The sequence below is a fragment of the Pedobacter sp. AW31-3R genome, assembly GCF_052180285.1.
Classification (GTDB): domain Bacteria; phylum Bacteroidota; class Bacteroidia; order Sphingobacteriales; family Sphingobacteriaceae; genus Pedobacter.
The window spans coordinates 4,975,333-4,999,824 of the sequence record NZ_CP197475.1; the positions used below are offsets into that span (position 1 = coordinate 4,975,333).

General features: G+C 43.4%; 14 protein-coding genes. 6 read left to right on the forward strand and 8 right to left on the reverse strand.

What is annotated here, in order from left to right; all coding sequences use genetic code 11:
* Positions 1-62 precede the first annotated feature (62 nt).
* From ACSBL2_RS20395 to galA, 6 genes are all read right to left on the reverse strand, one after another.
* A complete protein-coding gene (locus tag ACSBL2_RS20395; protein WP_442588403.1) occupies positions 63-2,300 on the reverse strand; it encodes a glycoside hydrolase family 3 N-terminal domain-containing protein in 2,238 nt (745 codons plus the stop codon).
* Positions 2,301-2,332: 32 nt separating this feature from the next.
* Positions 2,333-3,616, reverse strand: a complete 1,284-nt coding sequence (locus ACSBL2_RS20400; protein WP_442588404.1) for a glycoside hydrolase 5 family protein — start codon at positions 3,614-3,616, stop codon at positions 2,333-2,335.
* 89 nt (positions 3,617-3,705) lie between these two features.
* Positions 3,706-4,836, reverse strand: coding sequence for a hypothetical protein (locus ACSBL2_RS20405; RefSeq protein ID WP_442588405.1), 1,131 nt, complete (start codon positions 4,834-4,836; stop codon positions 3,706-3,708).
* 6 nt (positions 4,837-4,842) lie between these two features.
* Complete coding sequence (locus ACSBL2_RS20410) at positions 4,843-6,495, reverse strand: RagB/SusD family nutrient uptake outer membrane protein (RefSeq protein ID WP_442588406.1); 1,653 nt, start codon at positions 6,493-6,495, stop codon at positions 4,843-4,845.
* Positions 6,496-6,650: 155 nt separating this feature from the next.
* Positions 6,651-9,812: a SusC/RagA family TonB-linked outer membrane protein gene (locus tag ACSBL2_RS20415; protein ID WP_442588407.1), complete on the reverse strand. Its 3,162-nt coding sequence runs from the start codon at positions 9,810-9,812 to the stop codon at positions 6,651-6,653.
* A gap of 357 nt (positions 9,813-10,169) precedes the next feature.
* Positions 10,170-13,019 (reverse strand): beta-galactosidase GalA, encoded by a 2,850-nt coding sequence (galA, locus tag ACSBL2_RS20420; protein WP_442588408.1) that lies wholly within the window; start codon positions 13,017-13,019, stop codon positions 10,170-10,172.
* Positions 13,020-13,298: 279 nt separating this feature from the next.
* Here galA and ACSBL2_RS20425 point away from each other — a divergent pair, with 279 nt between their 5' ends.
* The 3 genes from ACSBL2_RS20425 (at position 13,299) to ACSBL2_RS20435 (ending at position 15,209) form a co-directional block, all read left to right on the forward strand.
* Positions 13,299-14,081 (forward strand): AraC family transcriptional regulator, encoded by a 783-nt coding sequence (locus ACSBL2_RS20425; protein ID WP_442588409.1) that lies wholly within the window; start codon positions 13,299-13,301, stop codon positions 14,079-14,081.
* Between the two features lie 67 nt (positions 14,082-14,148).
* On the forward strand, positions 14,149-14,604 hold the full coding sequence (locus ACSBL2_RS20430; protein ID WP_442588410.1) for a VOC family protein: 456 nt from the start codon (positions 14,149-14,151) through the stop codon (positions 14,602-14,604).
* Positions 14,605-14,747: 143 nt separating this feature from the next.
* Positions 14,748-15,209 carry an SRPBCC family protein gene (locus ACSBL2_RS20435; protein ID WP_442588411.1) on the forward strand — a complete coding sequence of 154 codons (462 nt, stop codon included), beginning with the start codon at positions 14,748-14,750 and terminating at the stop codon, positions 15,207-15,209.
* A gap of 92 nt (positions 15,210-15,301) precedes the next feature.
* Here the strand turns inward: ACSBL2_RS20435 and ACSBL2_RS20440 are convergent, their stop codons facing one another.
* Positions 15,302-15,658, reverse strand: a complete 357-nt coding sequence (locus tag ACSBL2_RS20440; protein WP_442588412.1) for a winged helix-turn-helix transcriptional regulator — start codon at positions 15,656-15,658, stop codon at positions 15,302-15,304.
* A 100-nt stretch (positions 15,659-15,758) separates the two neighbouring features.
* Here ACSBL2_RS20440 and ACSBL2_RS20445 point away from each other — a divergent pair, with 100 nt between their 5' ends.
* Positions 15,759-16,289, forward strand: coding sequence for an NAD(P)H-dependent oxidoreductase (locus ACSBL2_RS20445; protein ID WP_442588413.1), 531 nt, complete (start codon positions 15,759-15,761; stop codon positions 16,287-16,289).
* Between the two features lie 100 nt (positions 16,290-16,389).
* On the opposite strand, the gene ACSBL2_RS20450 is transcribed toward ACSBL2_RS20445, so the two are convergent.
* Positions 16,390-16,803, reverse strand: coding sequence for a lysozyme inhibitor LprI family protein (locus ACSBL2_RS20450; RefSeq protein ID WP_442588414.1), 414 nt, complete (start codon positions 16,801-16,803; stop codon positions 16,390-16,392).
* 306 nt (positions 16,804-17,109) lie between these two features.
* Here ACSBL2_RS20450 and ACSBL2_RS20455 point away from each other — a divergent pair, with 306 nt between their 5' ends.
* Positions 17,110-21,141, forward strand: a complete 4,032-nt coding sequence (locus ACSBL2_RS20455; RefSeq protein ID WP_442588415.1) for a hybrid sensor histidine kinase/response regulator transcription factor — start codon at positions 17,110-17,112, stop codon at positions 21,139-21,141.
* A gap of 249 nt (positions 21,142-21,390) precedes the next feature.
* Entirely contained in the window at positions 21,391-24,486 is a 3,096-nt protein-coding gene (locus ACSBL2_RS20460; RefSeq protein WP_442588416.1) for a SusC/RagA family TonB-linked outer membrane protein, read from the forward strand.
* Positions 24,487-24,492 lie beyond the last annotated feature (6 nt).

Here is a 24,492-nt window from a genome sequence, read left to right on the forward strand (position 1 = left end):
TGTATAATTTTTATTTGTCTTCAAACTGCCGCTAAGGGCTTAGAAGGTGATGAAGCTTTTAATTATTTATATTGAAAATCTCCTGTTAAATCACCAACCATCACTTTAAAATCTCCAGCTTCTGTCACGGTTTTCAATTCATTGTTTACGAATGCCAGGTCGTTTTTATTCAGGCTGAAGCTGACAGTCTTACTTTCGCCCGCCTTCAGGTCAATTTTCTGGAATGCCCTTAATCTTCTCATATCCGGGCTCAGGCTTGCATACAGATCACGTGTATAAAGTTCCACGGTGTGTTTACCATCAACTTTACCCGTATTGGTTACCACGACAGACACCTGCATGGTACCATCCCCCTGCAGTACTCCAGTACTCAGTTTTAAATCACTGTAGCTGAATGTAGTGTAACTCAACCCTGCACCAAAAGCAAATAATGGATGATATCCGGTATGGATATCGTCATTAAAAACTTCCCTGATATCCTCTGCAGGCTTTCTGTCATACAACACTATCTCTCCACTGCTGCGCGGATAACTGAACGGAAGTCTGCCATTAGGGTTATAATCCCCAAACAACACATCGGCAATGGCTTCAGCTGATTTCCTGCCGCTCCAGTACGCCATTAGTATCCCATCCATTTTCGGTTCGATATTGGTGATAAACCTTGGCCTGCCTTCCGTTAAAACCAGAATAACAGGCTTACCTAAAGCAATTGCAGCCTTAGCAAGATCCTGTTGATTTTCATCCAATGCCAGGTCGCCAATATTTCCCGGACTTTCCGCATAGGCATTCTCCCCGAGGCAGAGGATCACCACATCAGCAGTTTTAGCTGCTGCAGCCAGTCCCCCGGTAGTAAAATTCTCCGGACTTTCAAAACCCTTAACCGTTGTCGTGGTCACATTTGCAGCTCCCACTTTATCGGTTATACATTGCAGGATCGTCTTGCTGTCTTTGGGATACCATTGCTCTTCCTTGCCCTGCCAGGTATAACTCCAGCAACCATTTAAGGTACTGATGCTTTGTGCTCCCGGGCCCAGGACCAGGTATTTTTTATGTTTATCCAATGGGAGGACACCATTCTGGTTTTTCAGCAGGGTCATGGCTTCACGTGCCGCATCGAGGGCAAGCACCTGATATTCCGCCTTGCCAAAATTTCCTTTTGCACTTTCTTCCGGATAAGGATTGTCAAAAAGGCCAAGGTTCATCTTCAGCAAAAGTATTCTTCTTGCCGCCTCATTAATCCTGGAAAGGGGAACTTCCTTCAGCTTAACCGCTTCAAGCAATAACTCATAAAAAGTAAAATCATATGGAACCATACTCATATCCACTCCAGCATTGACACACATGGCAACAGCTTCCCTTGGTGTAGCGGCCACATGATGCCAGGCGAAAACCCTCTTGATATCTTCCCAGTCGCTCACCGCAACCCCATTAAATCCCAATTCCTTACGCAGGATATCTGTCAGTAAATATTTGCTGGCATGTACAGGTACACCATTGATGATACTTGAATTGATCATGACGGAGGAGGCACCAGCCTTCACCGCTTCTTTAAACTGAGGAAGGTAATATTCCCTCATTTCAATTTCGGGAAGGTAGATCGGCGTCCTGTCTTTGCCATTCCTTGAGGCAGAATACCCCAGAAAATGCTTCATGCAACTGGCTACTGCAGTTGGCCGATCGAGTCCGTCTTCTTCATAGGCTTTTATAACTGCCGCACCCATGGTTTTACCCATATACACATCCTCACCATAAGTCTCCGGAAAACGGGACCACAATGGCTGACGGCCACAATCCAGTACCGTTGCGAAGTTCCAGCGTACTCCGCTCGCCCGTAATTCCTTCGCTGCTACTTTGGTAATTGCCTTTGCCAGTTCTATATTTCTGGTGGCAGCCATTCCTATATTCTGGGGAAAAAGGGTCGACTCCAGGGTATAGGTCTGCCCATGAATACCATCCAGCCCATACAGTACCGGGATTTTTAACCGTGTATTTTTGGCCTCATCGGCAATCTTAGTCAGCACCGAATGCCATTCTTCTACGGTCAGTGCATGGTTCGTCACATTCAATATAGACCCCACATTGTACTTCAGTACTGCATTCTTTAATGCTTCCGGATTAATCTCTCCATCCTTCTGTGTACCTACTACCCCTAACGTAATCTGGGTCATTTGCCCGACTTTCTCTTCCAGCGTCATTTTTGCCAGAAGTGCATCTACCTTCTTTTCATTGACGTTACCTTTTTGTGCTTTCAACCCTAGCGTAAGGCTGACCATAACGAACATTAATACATATTTCTTCATACTGATTGATATTTGTTCTTTCTCTTTTGCAGCTAATTCTTTAAAAAGGTCCTGATCATCTCCCAGGTAGATGTATCCGAATCGAAAATGGTATTCAGCCCTTGTTCCTCCTGCGGTGGATCTCCTGAGAAATCATCCCCGTCTTTCCAGAACAATTGCCCTTTCACTGGCCTGGCAAGCCCACCAAAAGCCCAGAAATTACAACCGGCAATTGCTCCTTTTGTAGTCCTGCTCTTTGCCCATATGGAAAAGATGCTCCTGAAATATTCGTCACGCAATGTTGTTGGGGCAGCAGGTTCAAAAGCATGGCCATCCCTTGGCAGGCCAAATTCTTCAATCACCAATGGTTTCTTTAGCTGTTGTGCAATAACTTCGTGTGCTGTAATGTAGGCAACAGTTTTTTCTATTACAGGTGGCAGGTTTTCTGCTGTCGGCACCTCCTCAAACCATCCCCAGTTTTTTGGCCAGATATGAATCGTCAGGTAGTCGATATGCTCATTACCATGTATCTCTTTGAATAAATCATAACTTTCCTCAGTTCCCATAAAGCCCTCCGTACCAATTGTGACCAGGTGATTTTTATCGACCGACTTAATATAAGCAGCAGTTAAAGATATCCAATTTTTGTAAGAATCAATAGCCTTAACCCGCATTGGCCGGGGTTCATTTGCAAGCTCCCAGGCCATAATTGCCGGTTCATGGGCATAGGTCTTTCCGGTATAGCTGCTTTTGTGGTTAAAAATATATTCCAGTTGTTTACGGTAATCGTTTTTACAGCTTTCACAACTGTAAAATCTGCTGGTATAATCGCGCTGTTCATCCCAGCTCAGTTTCCTTTTCAGCGTAGTATCGCTGATCTCTCCGTTCCAGTTCAGGTATTGAAGGAAACCTCCGCTCCATTCCCAGTTATTGCTGAGATAGAGGATAGCATACATCTGACGCTTAGACATTTCCATCAGCATGAAATCAAGTCCGTTAAGCACCTCCTCATTAAACACACCCTGTGCGGTTTGAAATGCAGGATCGACACGGTCTACCCCATTGATCTTCCCCGCTCCTTCTGCCCCTACCAACACCCTGAGATTGGTTACTCCCCTGGACTTCAGGAAATCCAGTTCTTTTTTCAAGCGCTCTTTACCATGAACAGGATCTGTTTTTAAAGCAAGCAAACTCCCATACCAGTAATTTGTACCGATATAGTAGTAAGGTTTTGCATCGACCATAAACTGCTGACCTTTCACTTTAACAAAAGACTGTTGCGCCTGCAGCAGGTAACTGCTCAGCAACAGCAAAAAGCACACTGGTATCTTCTTCATCAATATTGAATTATTCATTAGTTGAATTGAAACGATCATGATGTACTCCTTTGCTTATGCGTCCGTAGCCATCATGATCGTGTTGTTTTTTAAATAAACCCGATATCATCAACATAAATGGTCGTTGATACAGGAACACCTAAACTTTGCAATACAAATTCCGTAATGGTTGAAGGGGAGCCCAGTGCAGACAGGGGAACAGTGAAATCTGTATATTCTCCCTCTTTGAGTTCCAGCCGGACGGCATTGCCATAATTTCCATTGAGCAATAACTGAACAGCCTGCCCTGTTGTTCCGGGCCCACCATAAATAGAAAGCTTTACAGCAGTCAGTTTGGTTGCATCTATAGTTGCTCCGTTATAACCAATTTGAAGAGCACCCCAGGAATCTGTGAAAACAGTTTTTATCGCATACGTTCCGCGTTTCACCTGCTGGGTATTGGCATAATCGCGTGTACTGTTGTAGCCAAAATAAGAACCCCATCCATTGGCAAACTGGTCATCATAAAGCACTGCTCTAAACCCAAAAGATCCTGCCGACCTGCTGGTTCCACCCGGCGTTGTTACAAAAATATAGGCCTGTACAATACCTGCCGGAACCTTCACCTGTATCTGCGTTTTTGTAGGTATGCCCACAATTTCTGCAGGGGTATCATCAAAATTAACTGCTGTTACACCTTCAAAAATGGTTCCGGTAAGGGTTACAATTTCTCCTGCACCGGCTGCCACAGGAGAGAAACTGGTGATCGTTGCTGGGGGCTGCAAAATTGGGAAATCGAAACTCGCCGTACCGAATTTAGTCGTTACCATCAACTTGTCACTCTGCCCGGCACCATAAGGCACTTCTTCCGGAATGGAAATAATAATACTATGGTCGGTTAACAATGCCGGATTAAAATTCACCTTTACCCCGTTAAAAGACACCGATAAGGTCGTCATCAGATTTTCACCAATAATGGCATACTGATTATTTAGCCTGCCAGCAACTACGGTAGAGTCAAAGCTAACGACCCTGGTTTCATCATACACAAGATTAGAGTCCAGATCAATACGGTGATCCACATCTTTAATGGTGTCTGTCTTGCTGATGACCCTCACTTTACTGATGACCGGCATTCCACCGGCGCCTTCATTTTCTTTTTTGCATGAAGTATATCCCATCACCACCATGACAAGTAATACGAGCAGGGCGATTGTTGATTGTTTATTTATCTGTTTCATGGTCTTCTATTTAAAAACATAAGGTACCGGGGCCTGGATTAATTTAGGATTTGCAGCAACTTCGGTGGCCGGAAAAGGAAACAGGAACCTGCTGTTTGTCATCGTCACATATCCATTTCCATAACTATTTGGAGGAGTACTGTTATCTCCTGATCCACGGTCCTGCTGATTGATAATAATCGTGGCTTTTGGATGTGAAGTCACATTAAATCCATCCAGCCGACACAGATCAAACCAATAATCAAACTCGTAAGCAAATTCACGCCTGCGTTCTTCCAGGATATCGTCACGATAAAATTGTGCAGGAGCATTTGCTGGCTTGCCGGGAGTAGTATTCGGGGTGTAATACCCACGTTTAATTTCCACCAAGTTACCCAGACCAGCCCTGTTTCTAATTTTGTTGATCGCAGCCAGTGCCTGAGGATCGGAACTCGTTGTGGCATTTCCTACAATTGCTTCGGCAAGAATGAGGTATACTTCAGCATAACGCATCATGTAGGTGTTATTGGCAGCCGACTGGGCGGAACCGATTCCTCCGTTATCTGCTGGTGTTCCCACTACATATTTTTTCACAAAAGCACTTGTTCCCTGTCCCTGGTTTGCCGCATGGGTATAGCCACCTTTCGCCTGATTGATTTCAGGATAAAATGATCCGGTTACCATAATGGTAGGTTTAAACCTTTTGTCCTCCGTCTGGAAGGCATATAAGAGATCAAACGTCACTCCCAGAACGCCATATCCGTCTCCAGTCCCGGTAATGGTGGTATTGGCAGCCCATGAAGCCTGAAGGGGATTTCCTTTACCATAACCACCTGCTCCGGCCCATTGCAGGGCAATAACAGATTCTTCATTGTTATTATTCGCGGTCAGGAACAGGTCACTGAAAGTCTTACCGGCAACATCAACACCATACAGTTTAAATTCCCCGCTATTGATTACCTTCTGGGCATACGCCCTGGCATTTTCATAATCCTGCATGTATAAATATACTTTTGCCAGTAAGGCAGATGCAGATCCACTGGATACGCGGCCTTGCGCGACAGAATTACCATTTCTGACCTGGGCACTAAGGTTTGCCTCGGCAAACTTTAAATCATTCAGGATGAAGGTATATACATCTGTCACCGGATTCGTGTTGATCTGTACATTATCAATATGGTCTAAGGTATTTTCTATGATCGGCACATTTCCCAAAAGCCTTACCAGGTGAAAATAGGCAAGTGCCCTAAATAAATGGGCCTCCCCAAGTGCATGGTTGACGACCGCTTTATCTACCGTCTCCGGCACTTTAACCGGTAAATTGTTCAGGATACCATTTGCCTGTGCCACAACAATCCATAAAGAATTATAGGCATTCGCCAGTTCCGTATTTCCATCCGTCACGGAAAAGTTCCCGAAGTTGGCAACATCCGAAGAATAAGACCTCCCATTACCACTGGCCATCTCGGTGATTGCCCAACCTCCCTTTGCTACCCAGCCGAACCAGGCAGCACTATACAGGATATTGGTACTTGCCTTCACCTGATCTGCAGTCTTATAGAAATTGTCCAGCGTAATCGCACTTTGCGGCGGACGGTCAAAAAAATCTTTTTTACATCCTGTTACCGTACCAAGAGCGAGTACACCAAGTAAAAAGGAGAATTTAATATATGTTTTCATCAGTCTATCTTTTTTTAGGGTTTTGAAGCTATCATTGCTCTTTATAAGCGTTATGATTCCTTCATCTGATTTATTTTAAAGGTGATAAAACGAGCATGATTTAGGTATACAACTATATCTTTGAAAATCATGATAGTTTCATCATTTGGCTGCTTTTAAAATTCTGTATTGATACCAAAAGTGAGCGTACGCGGTGTAGGATACCTTCCACTGTCCACATTGGTTAAAAACACATTATAATTCTGGTTGCCGACTTCAGGATCCAATCCCTTATATTTTGTAAAGACGTATAAATTTTGTGCACTCACAAAAACTTTGAGCCTGGCGAGTTTCGCTTTCCTGATCAGACTTACCGGCAGATTGTAACTGAGGTTCACATTCTGGATACGCAGAAAAGATCCAGATTCCATAAATCGGTCAGAATTTTTAAGGTTTGGATTATCACCTCCTCTTGGGGCCGGGATATTTGAGCCAGGATTTGCAGGTGACCAGAAATCAATTGCTGAAGCCAGCTGATTCTGGTATAAGCCAGATAAGCCCTGCAATTGATAATTTAATGCATTCAAAACCTTCGCACCATAAGATCCATTCAGGAATACTGATAAGTCAAAAGATTTGTAAGAAAAGTTATTGGTAATACCATAGGTAAATTTCGGGTTTGGATTTCCAAGCGATGTCTGATCCAGTTCATCAATTTTGCCATCATTGTTTAAATCCTCATATTGAATATCACCCAGCCATGTTCCTGCACTGGTATTCTCGATATTGCGGCCAAACTGTACAGGTGCGTTCCGAAGCTGATCGTCCGTCCGGAAGATATCTTTAACCTTATAACCATAAAATTCACCAATCGCCCCCCCCTCTTTCGTTCTTGTTACCGTCATCTGTAAAAAGCTGACATTGATCTTTCCGTCAATAAAAGGCACACCATCGGCCAGGGAAATCACCTTATTTTTGTATTTAGAAAAGACAATAGTAGTATTCCATTTAAAGTCACCGGTGAGGTTTCTGGTATTGATGGAAAAATCAAAGCCCTTGTTACTTACTTTACCTCCGTTAATATAGGGAGGACTAATTACCCCTGTACCAGAATAAGCGGCAGTTTGTCCCACCAGATAAGCTGGTAATGGTTTTTGAAACAGGAAATCCTGCGATGTTTTATCAAAATAATCAAATGAAGCATTGATACGGTCTTTAAAAAGGGTAAAATCAACACCAATATTGGTTTGTACTGCAGTTTCCCAGGTTAAATTCGGATTTGAAACTTTATCAATTGCAAATCCTGTCCCTAAGCCTGTAACTACCGGATTCAGGGCTGAACCATACTGGTAATTGGGAACATTCTGATTCCCTACCTGTCCGTATCCCACACGCAGTTTGATATCGCTCGCCACATCCCTTAACCCCTCCATGAAGGCTTCGTCAGACAAACGCCATGATACGGCAAATGCAGGGAAATACCCGGTTTGCTTTCCCGCCGCGAATTTCGAAGAACGATCTGAACGTATGGTTGCCGTTAAGCTATACTTGTTGTTGAATGTGTAAATACCCCTGGCAAAATAAGATTCCAGAGCCTGACTATCTTTATACTCACCAATAATGGCAGTCTTTAAATCCCCAAGCCCTAAAGTCTGCAGGTCATTACTGAGAAAATTCTGGACTGAAGCATCTTTTCCTCCCCACTGTGATTCGTTCACTTCATACCCCAGCAAGGCCGTAACGTTATGCTTTTTATTAAAAGTATGCGTATAGGTCAGGTATTCCTTCCATCCCCAGTACGTGGTATTTGAATCATATTCCTGTAGTTTTGCCGTTTGATTGCCATAGATTCCATACTGATAAGTCGGTGTAAATATTCTGGCAGCAGAATAATTGAAATCACCATTCACTTCAGAACGCAGTGTCAGGTCTTTACTTAAAAGAATATCCGCATACAGGGCTCCATTTAAATTACTTCGGTTCAATGTATTGGTAATATCCAGTGCCTGGGCAACCGGGTTGATCTGGCCTCCCTGCTGATTGGAATTTGGAATAGGCCCTGCAAATGAACCATCCGGATTTCTTACGGCCTGGTCAGGAGCACTCAACAAGGCATTGTACACAACTCCCGTATTATTTGATAAGCCCTGATTTTCATTCGAACGGCTGCCTGACATAGACATTCCTACCTTCATCCAGGGTTTTACCTGGCTATTGACATTTGAACGGAAAGTATAACGCCGGTAATCACTTCCTAAAATTGTACCATCCTGTTTAAGGTATCCACCTGAAATATAATAATCAGTCCCCTCTTTACCCCCCGAAATTCCCAACTGGTGATTTTGCATCAATGCATTTCTGAACACTTCATCCTGCCAGTCGGTACCTTCACCAAGAAGGGCTGGGTCCGCGAATTCCGCACGACGTTGTACGCCGGTTACATCAGCAAGTGCATTTTGCAGAACCGCATACTGTTGTAAATTCATCACATCCAGAAACTTTCCCTGCTGCTGCATCGCTGCATAACCATCGTAGGTCACACGTGCCGAACCATTTTTACCACGTTTAGTGGTGATAATGATGACTCCATTTGAAGCCCGGCTACCATATATTGCAGTGGCGGAAGCATCTTTCAGAATATCTATAGATTCGATATCACTCGGGTTAATTGACGAAAGCGGACTCACTGCAGATTCTCCATTATTGGGTGACAAACCCACTGTACGGCCACTTGTCGACTGATTTGTGGCATCCCCGGAAATGGGTACCCCATCCACCACATACAGGGGTTCATTAGACAAACTCAATGACGTTATCCCACGAACCCGTACAGAAGTGGAACTTCCCGGAGCACCAGAATTCTGAGTGATGGTTAAACCTGAAGCCTTCCCCTGCAGCATCTGATCAAAACTTACCTGGGGAACATTCGCAATATCCGCCGCTTTCACGGAAGAAATCGCCCCGTTTACATCTCCTCTTTTCTGGTTACCATAACCGATAACCACTACATCTGACAGATCTGTTGCTGATGTTTTTAATACGACGTTGATGACGGCTCTGTTTCCTACGACAATCTCTTGTTTGGCGAGACCAATGAAAGTGAAAACCAGCACTGTAGGAGTTCCTGAAGGAACAGTGATGGTATATTTACCATCAGAATTCGTGGAAACCGCTGTTCTTGAATTTTTAACAGATACTCCTGCTCCCGGCAGGGTGACCCCTTTTTCATCTGAGACGGTTCCCGTAATTTGCCTGGTTGCAGTATTTTGAGCATAGGCCGAAAACAGCGAAGCCCAAAATAATACAAACAGCAAGGCTGCTCGTAAATTTGTACCCATAATAGTTTATATTTAGTTATTTGTTTATTAATTCAAATTTAATAGCATTGGTTAAGCTATTTGTAATATGATTTTAACTTAATATAAGCTAAAAAGCACAATGAAAATCAACAACAACACAATAAAGCAATCATTATCAATGCTTCCAGAAGAATCAGAATAATCAAAAACCTATACATTTTTAGCCCAACATATTCAATTAATGATATTTTTCAGCTAGAAATATTACGGCTGCCGAAATATAAGGCCAGATGAAATGAACTCAGCCGATTATTCTTTTGGTAGAGATGGAGTTGAAATAGGCCCCGGAAAACCTTGTCCAACCGGGGCATATGGAGCATTACTGGTATCTTTATATTAGAACTTTATTTTCAGTGCTGAAGTTTTTAAACCCGGAGATGAAGCCTTGAAAGTGATCTCCCCCGCCTCTCCTGTAGATTGAACAATAACCTGAGCCAAACCACTGAATAGCTTTCTTCTCCATTTTTCAGCAGGTTTTAACACCTGTACTGCTCCAGGATCAGCATTGACCACATCCCAGCTGTTTACTTTCAATAAGGGTGTAGCCAATATGGCTATGGAATTTTTACCCGGTTTGATGACAGACCTGTCCAGCACAAACACATGACCTGTTTTAGTGGCTGGCAGGTTGCCCGCAATTTTTTTTCCGTTGATATAAACCGACTGCTCCCTTCCCAGGCTCTTGTAAAAGAAGGTGATTTTTGTATCATTTGTCCAGTCCCTAAGATTGAAATCACCGCGGTAGATCAGGGCTTTCACCTTCTTCCCAAACTCCTGGTTCCGTTCAGTTTTGAAGGCATCATCCCAGTTGCCCGTTTCGGCAGAAAGTTCGCTAAGGTCATCAATAGCGGTGATCACCTTTTCTCTTAAATTTTCTATCTGCACCACATCGATCTGTTCAAGAAAACGGTCTGCTTCCAGGGAAGTAGGATTACCATTACCTACCCCAATAATTTTTGCAGGTCCGCTGACCTCAAAATTCAGTTCATTGGTAGCAGTAGGTATCCGCTGACCTGAGGCATCGCGCACATCAACGGTCAGCACCGCCACTTTTGATTTTTCCATAGGGACAGGTTCTTGTATTATGCCCAGCTTAACGGCCTCAGAAGTTGTTCTGACTACATCAGTCAGTATTTTCCTGCCATTCTTAAATCCGACAGCCTCCAAAGTTCCGGACACATAATTGACCTGCCAGCTCAGGTGTCCGTTCATTTCCATGCGCTTTTTACCCAAACTCTTTTTGTTCAGAAAAAGTTCCACCTCCTCACAATTGCTGTATGCCCTTACATCGATCGGCTGACCTTCCCTCCCCTCCCAGTTCCAATGCGGCAAAAGGTGTAATACCGGCTGATCGGTCCACCAGGATTTCAGGTACCATACATTGTCTTTCGGAAAACCGCACAAGTCCATCATTCCAAAATAGGAAAGTACCGAGGGCCAGCCAAATGGCGTAGGCTCGCCCCGGTAATCAAATCCTGTCCAGATAAACATTCCTGCCAAATATGGTCTTGCGGCATAATACTTCCAGCCATCTTCAAGGCTTAAAAAGTTTTCATTCTGCCGGATATCATAAGCAGCGAGCTCATTCTTCGCCCGGTTATCTACATATAACCCCCTGCTGGTTACAGTAGATCCTTCTTCTGTTCCCCAACTGAACTGCAGCGGATATTTTTTATGGTGTTCATCAGTATTCTTGTTCGCAATATAATTGTAGCCCAGCAAATCAATGGCAGTAGAAATCCCGTTTCCCACCCCACCGCTAATTGCAGCAGTGATAGCCCTGGTAGTGTCCAAAATTTTAGCGAAAGCCTGCATGGTACTGGCAATTCTTGCCCCGACAATATTGCCTTCGATCTGCCATTCCTCATTGCCTACCGACCAGCTGATGATACTGGGGTGGTTGCGGTCACGCAGGATCAACCTCCTGACCTCATTCAGGTGCTGATCTGTGATTCCCATCAGTCGGTTTTCATCGATCACCAGCATCCCCAACCGATCACAGGCATCCAGTAATTCCGGTGTAGGGGGATGATGTGAGCAACGGTAGGCATTGCTGCCCATTTCCTTTAGTTTAGCAATCCTGAAATACTGCATTTCATCGGGAAGTGCCACACCCAGTCCGGCATGGTCCTGGTGGTTATTGCTTCCTTTCAGCTCCACACGTTTACCATTTAAAAAGAATCCCTGCGCTGCATCAAAACGGATCGTCCTGACACCAAAAGTAGTCTTGTAGCTGTCGGTTATTTTTCCATTCCGGATAATGGTCGTGATCAGCTGATAGCAATATGGATTTTCCAGATCCCATAGAATGGGCTTGGAAAGTGGGATATCCAATGCAAATTCTTTCTCCTGTAATTGCATTAACCGGAGATTTTCGAGTATCCCGGAGGCTACAATCTCATTTTTTGAGTTCACAATGGTATGTTTGACCATGAACTGTCCTTGCGCTTCAGCATCATTTTTTAATGTTGCTTTGACATGAACCACTGCTTTTCCATCAGTAACTTCAGTCGTCACGAAAGTACCATTGGGAACAACATGAAGGGGATCAGTTTTATTGAGCCACACATGACGATATATCCCGGCGCCTTCGTAAAACCAGCCTTCTTCCATCGTCACGTCAACCCGCACAGCGATCACATTTTCAGCCCCATAGTTCAGGTAATCGGTAATATCGTAGTGAAAACTATCATATCCGCTAGGCTCTGTACCCAGATAGTGGCCGTTGATCCAGACGATAGAATTTCTGAACACACCATCAAAGGCAATACTGATTTTCCGACCCAGATCTCCTTCAGGTATAAAAACCGATTTCCGGTACCAGCCAACACTGCTTTCCGGAAACTGACGGCCCACAGCTTTGAAACCATGGCTGAAACTCGCTTTCTCATTGAAAGGCTGTTCCACGGCCCAATCGTGGGGCAGATTGAGTTTCCTCCAGGTACGATCGTCGAAACCTGCTTCCGCAGCCCCATCCCCATACCCCGTTTTTGCCAGGTAGGAGAAGTAACCCGTTCCATTGTTGAAATCCTTTTTTACCTCGTAAGGATGCCCAAAAGCAAACCGCCACCCCGTGTCTATTAAGATATGTTCACGTGCATTTCCAACAAAATCCTGGGCTGATAAAGAGAAAGGCTTACACAAGACGGCTAAGAAAAGCAGGGTGGCTAATTTGAAGGTTTTCATTCTATTTGGTTTTTCAATTCTGAATACTATTTTTTCGCATTACAAAACATAACAATATAAATACTTAAGTAAACATTTGCGAGATAAATACAGCAAAAAGACAAAATAGTATCAGTTTTTGATACGTTTGAAGAAGAAGAAGTAGTAGTAACAATGATAATTGTATATAGCTCAAGCTTATATATTCCAACTATACATCGTAACTTAGACCTCACACGATTTTCATACAGCTATCAAACTCAAATTTTGGACCTATCAGCTCACATCCGGCAATTATACATGCCTGTTCAACCAACAGTAAAGCAATCGGCTACTGGTGTGACCTATCATGAATTTCTGCCACATCCCGGTCTGCAAAATTTTATATATTGCTATTGGCAGCTGAAGACCACAGCGCCACTGGAACAACAATTCAATTATCAGGTGGTTGCTGATGGATGCATCGATATTTTTTTTGAGCTTGATCATCCATCGGAAAACTTTGTGATGGGCTTTTGTAAAAAATATACAGAATTCCCCCTGGACAATACCTTTAATTACGTTGGCCTCCGTTTCCTGCCCAGCATGTTTCCCAGTTTGTTCCAAATAGATGCCTCAACACTCAGTAACCGTTCCGAACAACTCCATGCGGTAATACCAGAAACAGCAGCTTTCATAACCGATAACTTCGGTCCCGGAATGAACATTTCACAGATCACTGCACTACTTGACACCTACTTTTTACAGGTCTTGTCAACAGCCAAAAATTCTACTGACGTCCGCCTCTATACTGCCATTTCCTTGATATTAAAGAATTATGGAGTGCTGAATGTAGAAAAGGATTTGGATACAGGTATCAGCTCAAGGCAGTTGAGGCGACTGTTTGAATTCTATATTGGTGATACCCCTAAAACGTTCAGTAAGATTGTACGCTTTCAAAATATCCTCAGGGCAAAGCCATCTGCTCAAAGCCTTCAACAAAATAAACTATTTTTTGATGCGGGATATTACGATCAGGCCCATTTCATAAAGGAATTTAAAAACTTTTATGGGGTAACGCCGGGTAAAGTATTTGGCAGGTGAATTTTGTCCGATTTTTACAATATCCGAATGGTTAAAATTGCCAGATTGCAGCACAAAACAACAAAGCATGAAAAAGCTATTGATAGTGTTCGTTATCCTTTGCAACATCATGGCGGTGAATGCACAAAAAACTAAAAAAGAAAATCCTATGAAATTAAACGCAGGCATTATTACGACTAAACTTGCAGAAAGCAAAACCTTTTACACCGGGATATTGGGCTTTGGGGTAACTTTTGAAAATGAGTTCTACCTTCTTCTGCATACCCCCGGTCACACTGCCGAGATCAGCTTTCTGCTCCCCGGTCATCCCTCGCAGCAACCGCTGTTTCATAAAGCATTTAAAGGGGAGGGCATGTATCTTACCCTTGAAGTTGATGACGTAGATACACTGTATCGGGAGATCAAAAAGAAAGGTATAGAAATAGCCATTGAACTGCGTGATGAACCCTGGGGCGACAGACATTTCGCCATTACAGATCCTAATGGTGTAGGCATTGACCTGGTCAAGTACCAAACCCCGTAAATATCACAGGATGCTTTATAAATTTAAGCATTCCCCTGCCAGATTGGAAGCTGAACCTTAAGTAAATCTACAGATAAATAAAGATTCATCATATTGATATTTACAGTGTAATCAAGTATTTTTAGTCATAAATTTTGGCGATAATGGCAACAGAAATTACCTCTACCATACCCGAATGCGAAATTGTATGCTCAAGAATTGTAAATGCGCCAAGGGAACTGGCGTACAAGGCCTGGGCCGATCCACTGTATCTTAAAAATTGGTGGGGACCTGCCGGCTTTACCAATACATTTAATGAGTTTGATTTCCGCGTAGGTGGGAAATGGAGTTTTGTCATGCACGGACCTGACAAAGGGCATTATCCCAATGAGTGCGAGTTCATAAAAATAGATAAACCAGCACTCATTGCCTGGAAACGTTATTCAAAACCACTGTTCCAGGTGCTTGTTACCTTTGATGAGGTCAATGCAGACCAGACTAAAATTGTTTTTAAACAACTGTTTGACTCGGAAAAGGAATGCAATAAGATAAAGCCATTTGTGCTGGATAAAAACGAGGAAAACTTCGACAGGCTTGAAAATGAACTCGCTAAAATGATGAAATAAAATAAGTTCCACTTTGGATCAGAAGATTTGTAGTTCCGTTAGACTTACAGTGGAGAATTATAGGAACACTAAATTTGATCCAATTCCTTCTTTTACTTTAAATGTTTATGTCGTTCTCCCCATTTTTCAAGTTGTTTGATGATCGGTTCCAGTTCATAACCGATGGGAGTCAATTCATATTCTACCCGCGGTGGCACTTCTGCATAAACCGTTCTTTTGACAATTTTATTGTCTTCCAGTTTCCGCAGCTGCAGGGTTAACATCCGTTCCGTTATATTCGGCAATAGCCTTTTCAATTCACCAAACCTGAGCTTTCCATTGATTAACCAGGAACAGATAACCAGCGCCCATTGTCCGCCAATAATAAAAGCTGCATACACTTCCGGACACTCATCGGCTAATGCTTGCCTGTTGGCAAAATTGGTTGATGTTTCTTTAACCTTAGACATTACTTACATTTTTTATAGTACATTACAATTGGTGGCTAATGTACAAAATCCCGGTTACGCCCTTTATTTTTGCAGCAGATAATTTTAAAATCCTGATAAAATGAAAACATTGATCATCGTTACCCATCCTGATATCGACCATTCGGTTGTGAACAAAAGATGGATTGAAGAGCTGAACAAATTTCCTGATAAATATGTAGTCCATCAATTGCATGAAGTTTATCCTGATGAGAAAATTGACGTACAGGCTGAACAAAAACTGATGGAGCAATATGATAAAATTGTATTTCAGTTTCCTTTTTACTGGTTCAGTAGTCCAGGATTCTTCAAGAAATGGCTGGACGAGGTGTTGACTCATGGATGGGCTTATGGAAGCAAAAGCGGATACAAGCTTTCAGGAAAGAAAGTAGCCCTGGCAATGTCAGTAGGCGTTGATGAAAAGGATTACCAATCTTCAGGAATTTATAAATACACCATGGAAGAATTAACCCGTCCATTTGAGCTTAGTTTTGACTATGTAAAAGTTGATTACAGGCCCTTTTTTGCCTATTATGGGATGGAATACAATTCTTCCCCCGAATGGATTGAAAAAAGTGTTCCCCTGTACCTGGATTTCCTGGATACTTTATAACGACTTCGTTTGATGTGGTAAAGAGAGATTACCGAAAAAAAGCAAAGAGAACTGGTTGATGAGACCAGTTCTTTGATTTGCATTAAGCCTACAACACTGACTACCGTTTTATTTTTACAGATCCGTTGCACACATCTCCCTCGGGAATACCATCAAGCCAAACCCGAAGTACCTTTGACCTCTCTTTTGTCAGGCTGGTCAACATACTTAAACGGCACATGGCCTCCGAAGTCCCGTAACTGCCCGCGTTGGGATATCTTGAGGCCACTTCCGCATCCCTGAACTGCATCCAGATCCGTTCAGCATTTTTGAATTTCTTGATGAAGACCTTTTGCGAAGCATATTGTTTGAGCACCTGATGATAAACTGTATTCAGCTCTTTATTGGCTACATTATATGCCTTTTGCGCCTGGACATTCATACTGCTTTGTGTCTGTCCGTACAATGCCGTGTTACCTAGTAAAACACAGCCCAACAGACATAGGATCATCCGAAACTTCATTAATTTTTTCATGGAACATAAATTAGTTTTTCTTCAACGTTATGCCGGACAAGGGCAAAAATAAAGCCAATCCCAGGATACGCCTTCATACCTTTCTCCTTAATCCTTTTTCTTTTTAACTACATTTACAGCGCCAATATGTACTATTTTTAAACGTCTTTCTTACATTTAAAAAATAATCTCTACCTTTTACCTGTCAAACAAAACCAAATTTATAAACAGCCAATTCCTACAGATAAGAATGAATTTTTCTACCACTCATGAACGGAAGGTGATCAGGTGATTTTTACCTCTTTAGTCGCTATTAAATACACCATAATGAGGTTAACGCTCTTCCTAATCTTATTTTTTTATACCGCATTGCTATTCGGACAACCGGACAAAGCAAGGTATCTCTCTTTGCAGGAAGGTTTATCCAGCCAGCAGGTGCTTGATGTTGCACATGATAAATATGGTTTTATCTGGGTGGCAACAGAATTGGGATTGAACCGATTCGCCAGCAATTCATTTAAACAGTACTATAAATCTGAAAAAGCAGATGGCCTTTCCGTCAACAGCAACGAGATCAATACACTTTTATACGACGATGATCAGCTCTATATCGGCACGCGTGCGAATGGACTGAATGTACTGGACATGAAAACCAACAAGTTTTCGTACTACCTGCATGATCCTGATGACCTGCACTCACTTGCAACAAATGACATTACAGATATCATCAAAAGTAAAGATGGCAGGTTATGGCTGTCCACCTATCATCAGGGAGTACAGCGCTTCGACCCGGTAAAGAAAAGGTTTGAACGGTTCAATAGAAAGCGTATTCCCTCTCTGCCCGAAAACAGTATATGGACACTATGTGAGGATCAGCAAGGACTGCTTTATATAGGACATGTCAATAAAGGACTTTCCATTTTCCATCCCGGAGACGGGAAAGTTGAACTGCTCGATGTACAGAACACGAAAGGAAGGTTACCTGATAATGAAGTGAAGGCACTCTTTCGCGACAGCAAAAACAATATCTGGATAGGGACGCGGAAAGGCCTGGCCGTTTACAACCCATTGAAGAAAAACATACAGCATATCAGCCTTGCCAGTAAGGCCAAGAACAAAGTTGAGCCCTTTGTGTATGCCATAAAGGAAATCGATGGTGCAATCTGGGTAGGCACCGAATCTTCGCAGTTATTCATCCTGGAACCAGATTATAACACAGATAGGGATATACAGCGGATCCGGACCATCGTTCCATATGAACTGAACAGAGGCAACAACTCCTCTGTGCAAAATATCGACCTGGATAACTTTGGCAACGTCTGGATGGCCATATATGGTGGAGGAATTGCTTTTTCCGGACATGAAAAGCCCTTTTTCTCCATTTTCCCCACTCCTGAAATGCTACCCGCTTTGGGTAAGCTGGCCACAGTAACAGCGATATTGCACGACAGGGACGAAAGTATGTGGCTGATTACCGCAGGAGATGGCATTTTGCAGGTACAACGGGATGGCAAAGTGATCAAAAGGACAACGCGCAACAGTGGTGTTGGTGATGACTTCCTGCTTTCTGGCTTCGAAGACAGCCAGAACAACAAATGGTTCGGCTTGCAAAATGGTGGGGTATCCATTTTTGAGGCAAAGACAAAAAGCTGGCGTAAGATAGATGCAGGTGAAAAAATGTCGGCCGTAAGAGCAATATTCGAAGATTCACAGCAAAATATATGGTTTGCAGCAGAGGAAGGCTTATTTATTCACCATCCCGGACGTCAAACATTTGAAAAAACAATCATTAATACCCCAATGCTTGGAGACTATGCACCACGTACACTCGTTGAAGACAGCCGGGGATTGATGTGGGTAGGAACTTATGGCCAGGGGCTTTACCTGTTCGACCGCAACCGGAAGCTGGTCCGGAAAATTTCCAAGGGCCAAGGGATTAACAGCAATACCATTAATCACCTGTTCCGCGACCGGAGAAATAATATCTGGATCGCTACAAACGAAGGTTTGGCACTCCAAAGTGTGAATAAGCCTATGGGCGAACTGGAACAGATCGTCCCCCCCGGATCAGGCACATCTTTAACCGTAAATGCAATCGCTGAAGACCGTAATGGAAACATTTGGTTTTCCACCAGATTGGGCTTACTGCGCTACCTGCCTGAAGAAAAACGGTTCCTGACTTACGACCATTCATTTGGTTTACCTTTAGGTGGCTTTACCAACAATAGTGTTGCCGCTGATGCAAAGGGACGTTTGTTTTTTGGAATGCCGGCCGGCATCTGCTATTTTGAACCCACTGAAATCCCGCTGAACCTCCCCGGATCACCCATCAGAATAAGCCGATTTATGGTTTTTAATACAGGCGAAACACATGCGTTAGCAGAGAAAAACCCCAATCCTTCCGAGGAGATCAGCCTCGAACATGACGAAAACAGTTTCCGCGTGGAACTTGCCGTGATGGATTATGCCCTGAACGACATGATCGAGTTGAGTTATCAATTGCATGGCCTGGATAATGACTGGATCTTTCTTGGCAATGAAAAGAGCCTGGATTTCCGGAATATTCCATATGGAAAGTACGAACTTCGGATACGCACCCGCCAGAAGAACCAGGACTGGCCTGGTGATTATAAGCAACTCTTTATCAACATCTCTCCACCATTCTACCTCAGTACCTATGCGCTGGCCCTGTATGTCATTCTGGTTGCAGCCATTGTCACCACCGTACTGTTCTTTTACATCAAAAAAATCAATGCCGAAGCAGAACTCCGTTTGAAGAAACTTCAGCTTGAGCAGGATGAACAGCTTCACCTGGAACGCCTGAATTTTTACACCAACATCACCCATGAACTCCGGACTCCTTTGACCCTTATTCTTGGGCCGCTGGAGGACTTACTCCAGGAAGAAAAGCTCTCTTCAAAGCATAAAGAATGGGTTACCAGAATCCAAAAGAATGCAAACCGGCTTTTTTCACTGGTCAATCAGCTCCTGGAATTCCGGAAAGTAGAGTCCCAGCATAAACCTCTGGTACTGGGAGAAGGTTATTTGGCTGAACTGGTACAGGAAACTGTCCTTAAATATGTAGAGGCCAACAACAGGAAAGAACTGAAGATCACCTGTCTGGTGGAAGAAAAAGATATCAAAACTACCTTCGATGCGGAGATTGTACAGCTGATCCTGGATAATTTACTGTCGAATGCCTGCAAATATACGTCCTCTGGTAGCGTGGATGTCCGTCTCAGCTACGAACAGGACAAAATGAGTACCTGTGCACTCATTTATGTAAAAGATACGGGTTGCGGTATTGCTCCTGAACACCTGAATAAGATATTTGATAAATTTTACCAGGTACCCCGTTCTACCGGTCAGGGTACAGGTGTTGGTCTGGCCCTGGTCAGGCAACTGGCAGCTATACATCATGGAAAAATTTCCGTAAAAAGTGAACTGGGAAAAGGCAGTGAATTTTGCGTTCGTCTGCTGACGAATGCTGTGGTATCTCCTGTGAAGGCAACAGACGTTAATCCGGATGCGGAGAGTGGGATGTCCTCTCCTGGTGACCAGCAGCGTCCGTTACTCTTACTGGTGGAAGACAACAGGGAGCTGCTGGATTACCTCAGCTCCCTCTTGTGCTTAAAGTACGATGTGATACAAGCCGAAAATGGGCAGGAAGGATTTGCACTTGCAAAGAGCCGCATTCCCGATATCATTTTAAGCGATATCATGATGCCCGATATGGACGGATTCCGTATGCTGCAAGAATTAAAACAGGAAAGGGAAACGAGCCATATCCCCATGATATTCTTAACAGCGAAGGACAGTGAGCGCGATAAAGAGCGTGGATATGAATTAGGGGTAGACTCCTACTTAACCAAGCCCATTAGTCCACAGCTCCTATACCGGCGAATTGAAAACCTGCTGCTCAAAAGAAAGGCCGTTTATGCTGAAGTATTGGGACAACTGTCCTCCCAAAATAAACCAGCCGCAGCTGAATCGGCAACAACGCCTACAGAATTATGGCGGGAGAATGCCTTCGTACAGGAATTTGTCAGCCTGGTGGAAGATTGTATACAGGATGAAGTGTTGGATGCCACGACACTGGCCGATAAGATGAACATGAGCCAGTCTACGCTCTATAGAAAACTGAAAGGCCTCACCGGTAAAAACATCAATCAGCTGGTCCGTAAAGTGAGGATTCAAAAGGCAGCACAGCTGTTACGCTCCGGTAAGTATAACGTCACGGAAGTATCGCTGATGGTGGGTATCAACAGCTCCATCTATTTCCGTCAGTGCTTTAAAGAAGAATTGGGACAGCTTCCCTCAGAATATCAAAAACAGGCCCTAAACAAAATAAAAGGCTGATTTGACGAAAAAACAAACCTTAATTGACGGATCTGTATATGTTCCTGCATAGCAGAATCTCCTAAGTTTGATTCCAGAAACCAATTATAAATCATGCGTAAGATGAGCGGCCCCTCCTCCCCGATAGGCTTTCTATTTGATGTCAAAAGCCGCTCAAATAACAAACGGAAATAATGCGTTTCATAGCTTCATTAAAACCAAAAACCAAATATTAACATGAAAATCCTGAAAATTTTTTTTCTCTACGTTATGATATGTGGAATACCCGCATTTTCATACGCTCAACGTAAGATCTCAGGGCGAGTACTTAACGAGAAAAGTGAACCTCTTGCCGGCGTCACCATTCAAGTCGAGGGCATGCCCAAAGAAATCACTAACACCAATGAAGAAGGTCGTTTCCAGATGCAGGCAACCAAGGGAATTTTACTGGTCCGCTACATTGGCTACAAAAATCAACGCGTCGAGATTGGCGACAAGACCGACATTAACATCTTCCTTGAAAGTGAGAAAAACGATCTGAACGAGGTTGTCGTTGTGGGGTATGGTAAACAAAACAAACGCAACATTACAGGTTCAGTAAGTAATATCAAGTCGGAAGATATCGTCCGCTCTTCCTCTACCACCGCTGCAGGCGCTCTGGCCGGAAAGGTACAGGGGGTTTCGGTAAGGGCTAAAGATGCCCGTCCGGGAAGAGGAGCAGACATACAAATCCGCAACATGGGAAATCCGCTGTATGTAATTGACGGCGTATCCTATGGGGGTGAAGGAGGAACGGACTGGGTGGGAACCCAAAATGCCTCCGGAGCTGATATTTTTAATGCGTTGAACCTGGAAGATATTGAAAGTATTTCCATCCTTAAAGATGCGGCAGCAGCAGTTTATGGTTTCCGGGCAGCCAAAGGCGTGGTACTGATTACGACGAAAAAAGGTAAACGTGACGGAACCGCGAAAGTAAATATCAATGGTTATCAGGGCTGGCAAAATCTGACACGCTTCCCTGAATTGGCCAATGCAGCACAATATACCAGGGGATTAGTCGAAGCTGCTCAAAATGAGAACCGGAATCCCCGTTCTGTATACACGCCAGAAGAACTCGCAAAATGGCAGGCAGGTACCGAACCTGGCTACCAGGGTTACGATTACTACGATATGATCATCAGGAAAAATATCCCTCAGAATTATCTCAATGCAAATGTAACAGGTGGGGCAAAAAACTCCAATTATTTCATTTCCGTGGGGCACCTGAACCAGGATGCCATGATTAAAGATTTCTCCTATGAACGTACCAACCTGCAGGCCAATATTGAGGCGACCATAACTGAAGGTTTCAATATCGGTGCACAAATCTCGGGCAGACAGGAAACAACTAAAGATGTAGGTTTACCTGGGGGAGATGGTTACTTTTCTTCTATTTTAGCTTTATTTAGGAACTGGCCGACAGTATCCCCTTATGCCAATAATAATCCGGAATATCCAAGTCGTGTCAATGATATGGCGTATAATCCAGCTTTGTTCAGCCGGGATATTGTGGGTTACAAGGACAATAAATACCTAAGTGGTAATGTAAACCTTTTTTCTTCTTATAAAACAAAATTTGGGTTATCCGCAAAGGCAACCGTATCTTATAACTATACCAACAACAAGTTCGACGGTTTCCAGTATACCTATGATGTTTACAGATATGAAAACGATATGTATGTACGTGATGGTGGCACAGAATCAGGATGGAGATATAAAACCAACCGTGAAGCCATATCCCGTTTCGGACAGTTTCAGTTAGATTATGCCAAACAACTTGGTGACCACAGTCTTTCAGCCATGGTAGGATATGAGCGATCTGACTGGGACAGGAACCTGACCGTACTTGGTTCCATTCCAACAAATAATTATATTCCCTTAATTAATGCTGTGGCAGATGTGAACGCTGTAGACGACATCTGGTCTTACGAAGCAAGGGCTGGTTATATTGGCCGTGTTAATTATAGTTTTAAAGGCAAATACCTTGTTGAGGTGCTGGGCCGTTATGACGGTTCTTATTTATACTATAAAGACAGTCGCTGGGGCTTTTTCCCAGGTGCATCCATAGGTTGGCGTATTTCAGATGAACCTTTTTTCAAACCACTTAAAGGTATCGTGAACGACTTAAAAATACGGGCTTCAATAGGGCAAACCGGATTAGAAGATGTTGTAAAAATGCATGATTACCTTGCAGGATATAACTTCGCACAAGGAAATGCAGTGCTGGATGGCAAGTATTATCCTGGTATTCAGCCAAGGCCTTTACCGATCAGGAACCTATCCTGGGTAAAGAATACAAATTACAATATCGGTATTGACCTGGCTATGCTGGACAACAAATTGACCCTGACAGCTGATGCCTTCAAGATTATACGTACCGGTGTACCTGCCGGACGTTATGATGTATTGCTGCCAAGTGAAGTAGGATATAATCTTCCCCTCGAAAATCTGAACAAAAACGGATACTATGGTGCAGAAGGTATTGTGACATATACCAGTAAGGTCGGCGATCTTAATTATGTAGTGAGCGGTAATATAACGTTCTCCCGATACAGAAGTTTAGAGTCCTATAAACCCCGTTTCGGCAATTCATGGAATGAATATAGAGACTCTGCAGAAGATCGCTGGGGTGGTGTTTGGTGGGGCTACCAGGTAGTTGGTCGTTTCCAGTCAGAAGAAGAGATACGTAACTATACCATCAATAATGATGGTTCTAACAATACCACTCAGTTGCCTGGTGATTTTATCTACAAGGATGTGAATGGTGACGGGATTATCAATGACATGGATCAGCGTCCTATTGGATACCCGACAGGATGGGCACCCATGATGAGTTTCGGTGGCCGTATCGGATTGAACTGGAAAGGTATAGATCTCAATATCGATTTAGCGGGCGGTGCAATGCAGTCCTGGAACCAGGATTATGAGTTAAGAAATGCATTTCACGCAGATGGGAATTCACCTGCTTACCTACTGGAAGACAGATGGCACCGGGCAGATCCATACGATTCAAACAGCGAATGGATCCCAGGTTATTATCCCGCAGTTCGTAAAGGTAACTCTGGGCCAAATCACAGGAATAGCGATTTCTGGCTGACCAACGTGAGGTATCTGAGAGTAAGAAACTTAGAACTGGCCTATAACCTGCCTAAGACCATCACACAAAAGTTTAAAACAGAAAAAATCCGCATTTATGCCAATGCATCCAATCTTATTTCCTTCGATAACGTAGGGAAATTCCAGATTGATCCTGAAATTGAGGCTGCAGCAGCGGTTGCATATCCTCAGCAGAAAGTTTTTATGTTAGGTTTCAATGTAACGTTTTAACCCCCC